Raw genomic sequence first — 12,455 nt, 5'->3', positions numbered from 1 at the left:
GGTGGACCTACACGCACCTCCCGGACGGAACCCTGAAGTGGACCTCGCCGACCGGGCGCACGTTCATCAGTGAGCCAGCCACGATCATCCGCCCACCGGGGAAGCGGCCGGGATCGAAGCCGACCGTTCGACCGCTGGCCAGGGACGATCCGGCCCCGTTCTGAGCGGGGTTTCGACAATTTCAACCACCGGGGCGGCTCAATTACCGGCCGGCTCGGGAGCCGCGTTAGGCGATCGAGGTTCCGAAGAGAAGACCCAGCAGATAGGTGACGCCGGCGGCACCGAAACCGATGATGAGCTGACGGATGGCGCGCCGCCAGGGCGGCCCGCCCGAGAGCAGACCGACGATGGCACCGGTGGCCAGCAGGGCGAGCCCCACGAGCACGGCGGCCACGATGACCGCGGTGATCCCGTCGAGGCCGAACAGATACGGCAGCACCGGCAGGATCGCCCCGGAGGCGAAGAAGCAGAAACTCGACGTGGCCGCTCCGATTCCCGTGCCGATGGCCTCGTGCTCGTCGACCGCCGGAGCCAGGCCGCCGGTCTTCTTGACGTCGACCGAGCCGGTCGCGATGGCCACCGTGCGCAGAACCTCGCGTGCATGGATTTCGGCCTTCTCCGGCGACATCCCCTGCGCGCGATAGACCAGGGTCAACTCGTTCGCAGCCAGATCGAGATGGGCCAGCACGTTCCGGGACGCCGGATTCGGCGTTGAGGCTTCGAGAAGCTCACGCTGGGACCGTACCGAGACATATTCGCCGGCACCCATCGAGAGTGCCCCGGCGAGGAGACCGGCGATACCGGTGAAGAGGATCGTGGCGGCGGGCACTCCGGTGGCGCCGATGCCCAGCACCAGGGCCAGGTTGCTGACGAGGCCGTCGTTGATCCCGAAGACCGCGGCCCTGAACGTGCCAGCCAGCCGCTGCCGGCCGCGAGCGGCCAGCCCACGCACGACCTCCTCGTGGATGCGCTCGTCGGCGGCCATGGTCTCGGTGGCGTCGGCATCGGCGTCATACGGGGAGCGGGCCTCGGCACGCTGGGCGAGGGCAAGCACGAACACCGATCCGAACCTGCGGGCCAGTAGCCCCAGGAAACGGGTGCGGATCGCGCCCCGGCGCGGGGCTCCGACCTGGTCACCGAGAAGGTGCCGCCAGTGCTGCTCGTGGCGCCCCTCGGCGTCGGCCAGAGCCAGCAGGATCTCGCGCTCCTCGCCGCTACGGCGACCGGCGAGGTCGCGGTACACCGTCGCTTCGGCCCGTTCGTCTGCCAGGTAGCGGCGCCAGCGACGGATGTCCCGCGCGGTCGCCGGGCGCTCCTGCTCCAGTTCCTGCTCCACGACGGTTACGCCTCGGGGGCGGCTTCGAGCGAGCTCTGCGCCACCCGAGCCGACGCGTGCGGGCCAGAACCGTCGAGACCGTAGAAGGGTTCGTCGAACTCCACGACCCATACGCTTTCCCGTCCGGACACGGGGGCGTACAGGGCCGCACCCTGGAGTTCTCCGGCCGCCACGATCACGCCGCTCGGGTCTTCGGCGTCGGAGTCCGGATACCGACCACGATCCAAGCGCACCACGACCTGCGCTCCCACACCGAGGGCACCCGGCTGGGAACCGGGGTACCCGTCGGCGGCAGGTTGGCGCGTGTTCCGCAGGCCCATTACTCGGCCGCTCCGGCACGCTCGAGCACGAGCTCACGCACGCGGGCGGCATCCGCTTGTCCGCGCATGGCCTTCATGACGGCGCCGATCACGGCTCCAGCAGCCTGAACCTTGCCGTCGCGGATCTTGACCAGTACGTCGGGCTGGGCGGCCAGAGCCTCATCGATCGCCGCGATCAGCGCGCCATCGTCCGAGACGACCGCGAGGCCGCGGGACTCGACGACCTCGAGCGGAGTGCCCTCGCCGCCGATGACGCCCTCGAGCACCTGCCGGGCCAGGCGGTCGGTGAGCGTTCCGGCCACGACGAGTTCGATCAATGCGGCGACCTGCGCCGGCTGTACAAGCGAGTCGGCGGACACACCGGAGGCGTTCGCAAGGCGGGCAACCTCGCCGGTCCACCACTTGCGGGCGGCCTGAGCTGCGGCGCCGGCTGCGATGGTTGCCTCGACGGCGTCGAGAAGGTCGGAGTTGACGACATCCTGAAATTCGAGGTTGGCGAAGCCCCAATCGGCCTGGAGCCGCTTGCGGCGGGCGGCCGGAGGCTCCGGCAGGGTGGCGCGGAGTTCTTCCACCCATTCCCGCGACGGGGCCATGGGAACGAGGTCGGGCTCCGGGAAGTACCGGTAGTCGTCGGCGTCGGACTTGGGCCGACCGGCCGAGGTGATGCCGGTGTCCTCATGCCAGTGCCGGGTCTCCTGGGTGATGGTTCCACCGGCGTGCAGCAGGGCAGCCTGACGCTGGATCTCGTACCGCACAGCCCGCTCGACCGAACGCAGCGAGTTCACGTTCTTGGTCTCGGTGCGCGTACCGAGCACGTTCGAGCCGCGCGGGCGCAGGGACACGTTCGCGTCGCAACGCACGTTGCCCTCTTCCATCCGGGCGTTGGAGACGCCGAGCGCCTTCACGATCTCGCGGATGGCGGCAACGTAGGTGCGGCCGATCTCGGGTGAGTCCGCCTCGCCGCCCTCGATCATCTGGGTGACGATCTCGACCAGCGGCACTCCGCCGCGGTTGTAGTCGACCAGCGAGTAGTCGGCACCCTGGATGCGACCGGTCGCCCCACCCACGTGGGTGAGCTTGCCGGCGTCGTCCTCCATGTGAGCGCGCTCGATGTCGACCGTGACCAGGCGTCCGCTTTCGAGTTCGATCGTGAGCTGACCGTTGAACGCGATCGGCTCGTCATACTGCGAAGTCTGGAAGTTCTTCGCGGTGTCCGGGTAGAAGTAGTTCTTGCGGGCGAACCGCGAGTACTCCGCGATCTCACAGCCGAGGGCGAGCCCCAAACGGATGCTCGATTCGATGGCCTTCGCGTTCACCTGCGGCAGCCCTCCGGGCAGACCCAGGCAGGTGGGGCAGGTGTTGGTGTTGGCACCCTGGCCGAACTCGTTCGCGCAGCCGCAGAACATCTTTGTTTTGGTGTTGAGCTCGACGTGCACCTCAAAGCCGAGCACCGGCTCGAACAGCTCCAGAGCCTTGTCGTAGTCCATCAGTTCGGCCTTCTTCATCAGACGGCTCCCTCTGTGCTTGTAAACGCTGTGCCGGCAAACATGTCACTCGGCGCCAGTTCCGGCGCCCGGCTGAGGAGGGTGTGCCCCCAGGATGCTTCGAGCAGCGCCTCGACGGCGGCTCCGAAGCTGTAGAGACGGGCATCCATTTTCGCGGGCGCCATGATCTGCAGGCCGACCGGCAGGCCGTCCTCGGGCGCGAGTCCCATCGGCAGGCTCATGCCGGGGACCCCGGCAAGGTTGGCCGGGATCGTGGTGACGTCGTTGAGGTACATGGCCATCGGGTCGGCCATCTTCTCGCCGAACTTGAACGCGGTGGTCGGCGCACTCGGCGACACCAGCACGTCGACCTTCGCGAAGGCCGCGTCGAAGTCGCGCTGGATCAGCGTGCGCACCTTCTGCGCGCTGCCGTAGTAGGCGTCGTAGTAGCCGGCACTGAGGGCGTAGGTGCCGAGAATGATGCGGCGTTTGACCTCGGGGCCGAAGCCCGCGTCGCGCGTGGCCGCCATGACCCGTTCGCTGGTCAGCGGGCCGTCTTCCGGGTTGACCCGGATTCCGAAACGCACCGAGTCGAAGCGCGCCAAGTTGCTCGACGCCTCTGCCGGAAGGATCAGATAGTAGGCAGCGATCGCATACTCGAAGCTGGGGGCGGAAATCTCGACGATCTCGGCGCCCGCCGCGGAAAGCAGCGTGAGGGTCTCGGTGAAGCGCTGCGCGACTCCGGCCTGGAATCCGTCGCCGCTCAGCTCCTTGATCACGCCGACCCGCACCCCCGTGAGCGCCCCGTCGGCGAGGCCGGCGCGTGCGGCGGCCGCCATCGAGGGCCAGGTGTCCGTGAGCGACGTCGAGTCGAGCGGGTCGTGCCCGCCGATCACGTCGTGCAGCAGGGCGGCGTCGAGCACCGTGCGGGTCACCGGGCCGACCTGATCGAGCGAGGATGCGAGAGCGATCGAGCCGTAGCGTGACACACCGCCGTAGGTGGGCTTGACGCCGACCGAGCCGGTGACGGCGGCCGGCTGGCGGATCGAGCCGCCGGTGTCGCTGCCGAGTGCCAGCGGCGCCTCGAAGGAGCTGACCGCGGCCGCGGAGCCACCGCCGGAGCCGCCGGGGATCCGGTCGAAGTCCCACGGGTTGTGCGTCGGGCCGTAGGCGGAGAATTCGGTCGACGAGCCCATCGCGAACTCGTCCATGTTGGTCTTGCCGAGCAGAATCAGCCCGGCGTCGCGCACGCGCCTGACCACGGTGGCGTCGTATGGGGGGATCCAGCCCTCGAGGATCTTGGAACCGGCGGTCGAGGGCATGTCGATGGTGGCGAGTACGTCCTTGATGGCGATCGGAACCCCGGCGAGCGGCCCGAGCACCTCGCCGGCGGCACGCCGGGCGTCGACGCGGGCTGCGGCGGCGAGCGCGGCCTCGCCGGCCACGTGGAGGAACGCGTGCACACCGGTGTCGACGGCCGCGATCTGGTCCAGGTGGGCCTGGGTCACCTCGACGGAGCTGATGGACCGTTCGACAAGCAGACCCGAGAGGTCGGCGGCGGACAACTTGATCACGTTGGTCATGGTTTACTCCTCGTCCAGGATTGCGGGCACGCGGAACTTGTCGCCGTCCCGGTCGGGAGCCCCGGAGAGCGCCTGTTCGACCGTGAGCGAGGGGACCACCGTGTCGGCGCGGAAGACATTGGTCAGCGGCATCGGGTGGCTCGTCGCCGGCACATCCGGCGTGGCCACTTCGGCTACCTTCGCGACCGAGTCAACGATCTGACCGAGTTCGGTCGTGAGGCGGGCGATCTCCTCCGAGCTGAGGTCGATCCGGGCAAGGTTGGCCAAATGGGCAACCTGCTCGGCCGTGATTTCAGACATGTTGCTCCGTACGATCGTCGGGGGTGGATTCCCCAATTCTATTCGGAGCCGTCGGTGACAAGATCCGCGTTGCCGGTTCCGATCAACGCCATGTTGTGCAGGGACTCGCTTCCAACGTCGAAGTAGGCGTTGTGGCCGACCGATCCGTTCAGCCAGGAGCCGGTGATCCGATCGTTCCCGCCGGACACGCCGAGGGTGTTCGCTCCGTACGACTCCGCGCCGGGATCGCTGCCGAAGAAAGCGCTGTTCACGGTCGGGTCCCAGTCGGCGCTGCCCACATAGACACTGCCCGGCGCGACGCTCAGGCTGTCGACGGACTGCACCTGGCTGCCCGGGGACCCCACCAGCACCAGGGCGTCCACCCCGAACGTGCCGCGGGCCAGCGCCGTGAGCGCCACGGTCGACCCGTACGAGTGTGCGAGCACCGAAACAAAGGGCCGACGCGTGCCTCGGTCGGCCGCGATGCCCAGAGCCGACTGCTCCAGGAAGTCGGCGCCGACCTCCGCGAGGCCCGTCCCGCCCACGGTGAACACGGTGGGGGCCTCGTAGCCGATCCAGGCGATCGTGGCGACGCCGGCGGCGCGGATGCCGCCGGTCAGGGCGTGCCCGGACGGCGCCCCCCCGCGCAGCACCGCGATCTGTTCCGTGTACACGGCGTCTGCGGTGTCGGCCCAGTTGACGATCTGCTGCTCCACGGTGTAGTTCATGCCGGGTACCAGATAGGTGACGAATTCGGCGGTGTCCGGGTTGCCGAGGGCGATTGCGGCACGCCCGCCGCCTGCGGGGTCGAGGAGGATCAAGGAACGGCGCGGGGCGCCGTCGGGGGTGCTCAGTGCCGCCTTGACCTGGGTCAGGACGGCGAGTTCTCGGTTGAGCTGCGTGCGCTCGCTGTCGTCGGTCGCGTCGGACAGCCGCTGGGTGACGTCGGCCAGGCTCTGCGTGAGGTAGCGGGCGTTGGCCCTGCCCCGCTCCCGGAAGGGGACGCCCTCCAGGTTGCCCACGAGCTTGGGTGCGGCAGCCAGCAGCGACGAACGCTCGGAAGCGCCGAGTTCCGTCCAGAGGCCGGCCACCGCGGAGGCTGCGGGCGGCGCCGTCAACAGGGCGTCGACCTGGCCGGGGGCCTGCTCCACGAACGCGGCCAGGTCGGCCACGGAGAGGGTGGACAGCCCGGCCAGCAGGTTGGCTCCGGTCAACCCCCGCACGGATTCGACCGTGGCGACCGTGGCGGACCTCGGCACGGATGCGATCGGCTGCGCGGAAACCCGCGGGTCGCCGGCGCCGGGTACCCCGACCGACGTGCCGGTGCGCGCCGACAGGTTCAGCCACAACGGTTCCGCCGCGGCGGGTTCGGCGCCCCGGTTCGGCACCGGTTGGCCCTGGACTGTGGTGCTGAGAGCGAGCGCGCCAGAGGTCTCACTGACTCCATTGAGAGCCAGAGAGAGCGTTAGAACCGCCGCTTCTAACAGCAAACCTGGGCACGTCCCCTCACGAACACCGAGTAGCAAAACAACCCGGCCCCTAACAGACAAGCATTGCGTCTCCAGACTACTGAAACGGATGGTGCGGCCGTGCCCCCACAGCGGGTCCGGGAGACCCCCGATCGAGGGTCAATTGCGCCAAAATTAATACTTGCATCATCCTGTATAGGTGTGATCTTATATAAACATGTCGCTGAAAATCGCCCTCCTCGGGATCCTGGACCTCGCACCGATGACGGGATACGACCTCAAAAAGAGCATCGAGGCATCCGTCGCCCATTTCTGGTCCGCCGACCAATCCCAGATCTACCGCACGCTGGCGGCACTGGTCGCCGACGGACTCGCCGACGTCGAGGTCATTCCTCAGGAGGGACGCCCCGACCGGCGCGAGCACCACATCACCTCGGCCGGCCGGGCGGCTCTGGGCGACTGGCTGCGGGCGCCGTTGGAACCCGAAACCTCGCACGACGCGTTCCTGATGAGGATGTTCTTCGTCGGCACCCTGGGGGTGCCGGCCACCCGGGCACTGCTGCGGGCGCGGCGCGGCCAGGCCACCGCGATGCTGGCCGCACTGCGTTCCGTCGCCGAGCAGGAGCAGGCCCACCGCGAGCCCGATGATCGTGCCCCGGACGACCTCGGACGCAGGCTGCGCTTCGCAACGCTGCGGAACGGAATCCTCCACGCCGAAGCGGAACTCGCGTGGCTGGTCGAGACGAAGGAAGCCCTCGGATGAGCCCTCCCCGCCGCCGTCTGGAATCCCGCTATCCCCTGCAGCACGGCGTTGACACCACGGGGACCGACACGATCATGTTCCTGCACGGCGGCAACGTCGCGTCGTGGTCCTGGAGACCGCAGGTGGAGGGAATGACCGACCGGCACCTGCTCACGCCCGACCTGCCCGGTTTCGGTGACCGGGCCGGAGAGGACTGGCTTTCCCTCGGTCAGACCGCCGACGATGTGGCCGGCATCATCGCCGCGCACGCGCGCGGCGGCCGGGCCCATCTGGTGGGGCTGTCCCTGGGCGGCCTGGTGGCCACGCACGTCATGGCCCGGCACCCGGGACTGCTGCACTCGTGCCTGGTGTCCGGCGTGCCGCTCACCGGGGTGCACGGCACAGCCCGTCTCCTGAGCACGATGCAACTGCGGCTCTGGCACCGCCCCTGGTACTGGCGGGCCCAGGCGAAGGCTTTCGGCCTGCCCTCCGACGCGGTCGACCTCTTCGTGGAACACGGTCTGAGTCTCCGAACCGACAATGCCCGGCGCGTCTTCGCCGAGGTGAACCGCGGCGGCGTCCCGGAGAGGCTGCAGGACTACCGCGGCCCCCTGCTGGCGGTGGCGGGCGAACGGGAGTCCCGCGTCGTCCGGGACAGCTTTCCCGCGCTGCTCGCCCACCTGCCGCAGACTCGCACCTGGACCGCACCCGGCATGCACCATGTCTGGAGCATCGAGGATGTGGATTTGTTCACCCGGATGGTGCTCGGTTGGGTCGACGCGTCAGAGGTGCCGGGCGAGGAGAGCCGTTGAATCAAGCCGGGTCGGCGTCGGCGTCGGCCGTGGTCTCGGCCAGGGACTCGGGGCCGCTCGTGACCAGCTGGTGGAATTCGGCGGCGTCGAGGATCCGCAGGCCGAGCGCCTCCGCCTTGGCCAGCTTCGACCCCGCGCCCGGACCGGCGGCCACGAAGTCGGTATTCTTCGACACGCTCCCGGCGGATTTGCCCCCGGCGGAAATGATCGCCTCCTGCGCCTCTTCCCGGGTGTAGCCCTCGATCGAGCCGGTGGCCACCACCGTGAGCCCGGCCAGCACTCCCCCTGCCGCCGCAGCGGCTCCCGGACCGGGATGTCCCGATATGCGGAACTGAACGCCGGCCAGCGTCCACTGCTCCACGATGCCCTGGTGCCAGTCCACCTCGAACCACGCGATGATGGCGTCGGCGATGATGCCGCCCACCCCGTCGACCTCGGCGAGCTCCTCGCGGGACGCGGCCCGGATCAGCTTGAGGGAACCGAAGTGGCCGGCCAGGGCGCGCGCCGCCACCGGCCCGACGTGACGGATGTTGAGGGCCACCAGAAGCCGCCACAGCGGCTTGGTCTTCGCCAGCTCGATCTCGCGCAGGAGCTTCTGCGCACTCGACGACGCCTGCGGTCCCTCGACGCCCTCCTTCTTCTCGGCGGCCGTAGGGTTGCGCCGGAACGGCGTGCGCAGTCGCACGGAGCCGTCATCCTCTTCCTTGGCCAACCCGGTCTCGGCGTCCCGCACGATGACCTCGATCGGCAGCAGGTCGTCGAGGGTGAGGTCGAACAGGCCGGCCTCGGTGGGCAGGGGCGGCTCCGCCGGACGGGTGGGCTGGGTGAGAGCGGCGGCGGCCACCTCGCCGAGCACCTCGATGTCGAGGGCGCCGCGGGAGCCGATGTGCTCGACCCGGCCGCGCACCTGAGCCGGGCAGCTGCGCGCGTTCGGGCAGCGGAGGTCGATGTCGCCCTCCTTGGCCGGGGCGAGCGGCGTGCCGCACTCCGGGCAGTTCACCGGCATGACGAAGGCTCGCTCGGTGCCGTCGCGCAGCTCGACCACCGGGCCGAGCACCTCGGGGATGACGTCGCCGGCCTTGCGCAGCACGACGATGTCGCCGATCAGGACGCCCTTGGCCTGGACCACGTCCTGGTTGTGCAGGGTGGCCTGGCGCACCTCGGAACCGGCGACCCGCACCTTCTTCATCACGGCGAACGGCGTGGCCCGGCCGGTCCGGCCGACGCTGACGACGATGTCGAGCAGCCTGGTGTTGACCTGTTCGGGCGGGTATTTGTAGGCGATCGCCCAGCGCGGCGCCCGGCTGGTGGCACCAAGTTCGGCATGCAGGGCCAACTCGTCGACCTTGATCACGATGCCGTCGATCTCGTGGTCGACGCTGGCGCGGTGCTCGCCGTAGTACGCGATGAAATCCGCCGCGAGAGCCGCGGAGGGTTCCACCCGGTAGTAGCTGCTGGTAGGCAGACCCCAGCCCTGCAACAGCTCGTAGACGCCGGATTGGGACGCAACCGGCGGGGTGGCCCACGCGCCGATGCCGTGCACCAGCATCCGGAGCCGGCCGAGCCTGGCCCGCATCAGGCGCAGCGGTTCCGCGGTCTTACCCTCGGCCTTCTGGCGCAGGGAGCCGGCCGCCGCGTTGCGCGGATTCGCGAAAACGCGTTCGCCGGCGGCGACCTGCTGCGCGTTGAGCTCGAGGAATTCGGCGACCGGGAAGAACACTTCACCGCGAACCTCCATCAGGGCCGGATGCCCGGTGCCCCGCAGTTTTCTCGGAATGCCGGGCACCCAGGCGACGTTCTCACTGACGTCCTCGCCGACCACCCCGTCGCCGCGGGTGGCGGCGCTGACCAGCACCCCCTGCTCGTAGCGCAGGTTGATCGCGAGTCCGTCGATTTTGAGCTCGCAGAGGTAGTGCACGGGCCGCCCGGCGTCCCGTTCGACCTTCGCGGCCCAGAGGCCGAATTCGTCGAGCGAGAAGACGTTGTCGAGGCTGAGCATGCGTTCGGCATGCTGCACCGGATCGAACAGGCTGGTCTCGGCGCGGCCGCCCACGGTCTGGGTCGGGCTGTCCTGACTGGCCAGCTCGGGGAATTCCCGCTCGAGCTCGGCGAGGCGGCGCACCGACGCGTCGTACTCCGCGTCGGTGATGACGGCCTCGTTGCGGTCGTAGTACGCGTCCCGTGCTTCCAGGATGCGCTGGGTCAGGTCGGAGACCTCGGCCGCGGCGATGTGCAGGGGCGCGTCTGCCGCCGGGTCGGACGCCGGGCTATGCATCGACGGCGACGGCATCAGCGGCGGCGACGGCACTCTCGACGGCGCTCTCGACGGCGCTCTCGACGGCGCTCTCGACGGCGCTCTCGACGGCACTGACCGTGCGGTCGATCGTGCACTGCCCAAGCACGCGGGTGCCGAGGTAGACGACGGCGGTCTGCCCGGGTGCGACGCCGGTGAGCGGCTCGGTCGGGATGATGACGAGCTCGGTGGTGGCGCCGCTCCCGCGGCTCGCGCTGGTCTCGGCGGACGAGCCGGCCTCGAGCGGAACGATCTGGGCCACGGCGGGAACCGGGTCGGCGTGGGCGCGGATCTGCACGTCGCAGTCGAAGGCGATCTCCGGGTGTGCGGGGGCCACGCCGCACCAGGTGAACTTCGTGCCGGCGATCTTCTTGATCGCGAGCGCCTCTTTCGGCCCGACGACGACGGTGTTGGAGATCGGGCGCACCTCGAGGACGAACCGGGGCTTGCCGTCGGCCGCCGGGGTGCCGATCTGCAGCCCCTTGCGCTGCCCGACGGTGAACGCGGCCGCCCCCTCGTGCGTGCCCAGGGTGTTGCCGTCCCGGTCGAGGATGTCTCCGGTCGCCGGGGGCACGCGCTCGGCCAGCCAGCCTCGGGTGTCGCCGTCGGGGATGAAGCAGATGTCGTAGGAGTCGGGCTTGTTCGCCACCGAGAAACCGCGCGCCGCGGCCTCCGCTCGCACCTCGGCCTTGGACGGCGTCGCGCCGAGCGGGAACATCGAGTGCGCCAGTTGGTCCTGGGTGAGCACGCCGAGCACATAGGACTGGTCCTTGGCCCAGGCGCTGGCGCGGTGCAGCTCTCGGTTGCCGTCGGCATCCGTCACGATCGTGGCGTAGTGACCGGTGGCGACGGCGTCGAAGCCCAGGTCGAGGGCTTTTTCGAGCAGGGCGGCGAACTTGATCCGCTCGTTGCAGCGCATGCAGGGGTTCGGGGTGCGGCCGGCGGCATATTCGGCGATGAAGTCGTCAACCACGTCGAGCTTGAACCGCTCGGAGAAGTCCCAGACGTAGTACGGGATGCCGATGATGTTGGCCGCCCGCTGGGCATCCATCGAGTCTTCGACCGTGCAGCAGCCGCGGCTGCCGGTCCGCAGGGTTCCGGGCATCCGGCTGAGGGCCAGGTGCACCCCGACCACCTCGTGTCCCGCCTCTACCATGCGGGCTGCGGCGACGGCGGAGTCCACCCCACCGCTCATTGCTGCCAAAACCTTCACCTGACGAGTGTAATCGGGTGAGCGCCCCCGCGCAGCCCCCGCCCAGCCCCCGCGCAACGGAACGATGGGCCGGGACGAGCGACGACGGATGCCCGCGGCACCAGCCAAGGCCAAGGCCAAGGCCAGGGCCAGGGCCAGGGGATATCGGTCAGGGGATATCGGTCAGGGGATATCGGTCAGGGTTCGCTCGATCGAGTCGAGGCGGAGCTCCAGCAGTGCGAGCCGGTCCAGCACGGCCTGATTGCTCGCGGTGCTCTGCTCGACGAGGCCGCGCAGGTCCGCCGCTCCGGCGAACTCCGCCTGCTTCTCGCGCGACCGCAGCACGGCCGCCACGATGCTCGATGTGACTCCGGCGATGATGCCGACAATGGCGATCCAGGCGAACCAGGGAATGTTGTCCATCAGTGTGTGCTTTCTGTATCGGCTGCGACCGCCGCAACGATGCGTGCGACGTTGGTGGTGACCTCGAACGAAACGACCTCGAAAAATTTCAGGGCCTTGCCGTCGTCGGAGAGTTCGAGGTGCCCGGTCACGTAACCGGCCGATTCGAGTCGTTGCAGGTGCATATACAACAGTGCCCGGGACATCCCCAGCCGACGGGCGAGCTCACTCACATGGAGGGACTCCTCCGCCAGCAGGGCGATAATGCGGAACCGGTGCGGGTTGGCGAGTGCGGACAGCCGGGCGATCTCCTCGTCGAGCGTCATCGTGCTCACGCTCCCCTCGACATCCATTTACCTGTAAGAAATACCTTACACGTGTAGGTCCACGGCGTCCAGCACCACCACGTCAGCCGCGCGGCGGGTGAGGAGCGACAACGTGCAGCAGAGCGCGGATGCCGCGGCGCGGCTCAGCGGCCCGGCATCCGGTCGGCCAGGCCGGCCCGGGCCGCCCGGGCGTGGGCGGCCGGGAGGGCGGCGAGCA

General features: G+C 69.3%; 12 protein-coding genes. 2 read left to right on the top strand and 10 right to left on the bottom strand.

Annotated elements, in window-relative coordinates; translation table 11 throughout:
* Window positions 1-226: 226 nt before the first annotated feature.
* The 6 genes from E3O62_RS11840 to E3O62_RS11815 all read right to left on the bottom strand — a co-directional run bounded on the left by E3O62_RS11840 (window position 227) and on the right by E3O62_RS11815 (window position 6,390).
* Window positions 227-1,243: a VIT1/CCC1 transporter family protein gene (locus tag E3O62_RS11840; protein WP_370448923.1), complete on the bottom strand. Its 1,017-nt coding sequence runs from the start codon at window positions 1,241-1,243 to the stop codon at window positions 227-229.
* Between the two features lie 98 nt (window positions 1,244-1,341).
* Window positions 1,342-1,656 carry a hypothetical protein gene (locus E3O62_RS11835; RefSeq protein WP_134398634.1) on the bottom strand — a complete coding sequence of 105 codons (315 nt, stop codon included), beginning with the start codon at window positions 1,654-1,656 and terminating at the stop codon, window positions 1,342-1,344.
* Window positions 1,656-3,161 (bottom strand): Asp-tRNA(Asn)/Glu-tRNA(Gln) amidotransferase subunit GatB, encoded by a 1,506-nt coding sequence (gene gatB / locus E3O62_RS11830; protein ID WP_134398633.1) that lies wholly within the window; start codon window positions 3,159-3,161, stop codon window positions 1,656-1,658. The genes E3O62_RS11835 and gatB overlap by 1 nt, the downstream gene beginning before the upstream one ends.
* The gene (gene gatA / locus E3O62_RS11825; RefSeq protein ID WP_134396250.1) at window positions 3,161-4,723 is read right to left on the bottom strand and encodes an Asp-tRNA(Asn)/Glu-tRNA(Gln) amidotransferase subunit GatA; all 1,563 of its coding nucleotides are present in this window, start codon (window positions 4,721-4,723) and stop codon (window positions 3,161-3,163) included. Before gatA ends, gatB begins: the two co-directional genes overlap by 1 nt.
* Window positions 4,724-4,726: 3 nt before the next feature.
* Window positions 4,727-5,023 carry an Asp-tRNA(Asn)/Glu-tRNA(Gln) amidotransferase subunit GatC gene (gene gatC, locus E3O62_RS11820; RefSeq protein WP_166784587.1) on the bottom strand — a complete coding sequence of 99 codons (297 nt, stop codon included), beginning with the start codon at window positions 5,021-5,023 and terminating at the stop codon, window positions 4,727-4,729.
* Between the two features lie 38 nt (window positions 5,024-5,061).
* Complete coding sequence (locus E3O62_RS11815) at window positions 5,062-6,390, bottom strand: alpha/beta hydrolase (protein ID WP_134398632.1); 1,329 nt, start codon at window positions 6,388-6,390, stop codon at window positions 5,062-5,064.
* A 298-nt stretch (window positions 6,391-6,688) separates the two neighbouring features.
* Here E3O62_RS11815 and E3O62_RS11810 point away from each other — a divergent pair, with 298 nt between their 5' ends.
* Both E3O62_RS11810 and E3O62_RS11805 read left to right on the top strand, forming a co-directional pair.
* Window positions 6,689-7,234 carry a PadR family transcriptional regulator gene (locus E3O62_RS11810; RefSeq protein WP_134398631.1) on the top strand — a complete coding sequence of 182 codons (546 nt, stop codon included), beginning with the start codon at window positions 6,689-6,691 and terminating at the stop codon, window positions 7,232-7,234.
* Entirely contained in the window at window positions 7,231-8,025 is a 795-nt protein-coding gene (locus E3O62_RS11805) for an alpha/beta fold hydrolase (RefSeq protein ID WP_134398630.1), read from the top strand. The genes E3O62_RS11810 and E3O62_RS11805 overlap by 4 nt, the downstream gene beginning before the upstream one ends.
* Window position 8,026: 1 nt before the next feature.
* Here E3O62_RS11805 and ligA read toward each other — a convergent pair whose 3' ends face one another.
* From ligA to E3O62_RS11785, 4 genes are all read right to left on the bottom strand, one after another.
* On the bottom strand, window positions 8,027-10,300 hold the full coding sequence (ligA, locus tag E3O62_RS11800) for an NAD-dependent DNA ligase LigA (RefSeq protein WP_134398629.1): 2,274 nt from the start codon (window positions 10,298-10,300) through the stop codon (window positions 8,027-8,029).
* The gene (mnmA, locus tag E3O62_RS11795) at window positions 10,293-11,531 is read right to left on the bottom strand and encodes a tRNA 2-thiouridine(34) synthase MnmA (protein ID WP_134398628.1); all 1,239 of its coding nucleotides are present in this window, start codon (window positions 11,529-11,531) and stop codon (window positions 10,293-10,295) included. The genes ligA and mnmA overlap by 8 nt, the downstream gene beginning before the upstream one ends.
* 162 nt (window positions 11,532-11,693) lie before the next feature.
* Window positions 11,694-11,933, bottom strand: coding sequence for a hypothetical protein (locus E3O62_RS11790; RefSeq protein WP_134396256.1), 240 nt, complete (start codon window positions 11,931-11,933; stop codon window positions 11,694-11,696).
* The gene (locus tag E3O62_RS11785) at window positions 11,933-12,238 is read right to left on the bottom strand and encodes a winged helix-turn-helix domain-containing protein (RefSeq protein ID WP_104103546.1); all 306 of its coding nucleotides are present in this window, start codon (window positions 12,236-12,238) and stop codon (window positions 11,933-11,935) included. The genes E3O62_RS11790 and E3O62_RS11785 overlap by 1 nt, the downstream gene beginning before the upstream one ends.
* Between the last annotated feature and the right edge of the window lie 217 nt (window positions 12,239-12,455).

It is taken from the genome of Cryobacterium sp. TMT2-15-1 (assembly GCF_004402345.1).
Lineage (GTDB): Bacteria > Actinomycetota > Actinomycetes > Actinomycetales > Microbacteriaceae > Cryobacterium > Cryobacterium sandaracinum.
Note: the sequence above shows the minus strand (reverse complement) of the source record. Positions and strands in the feature narration are given on the sequence as shown.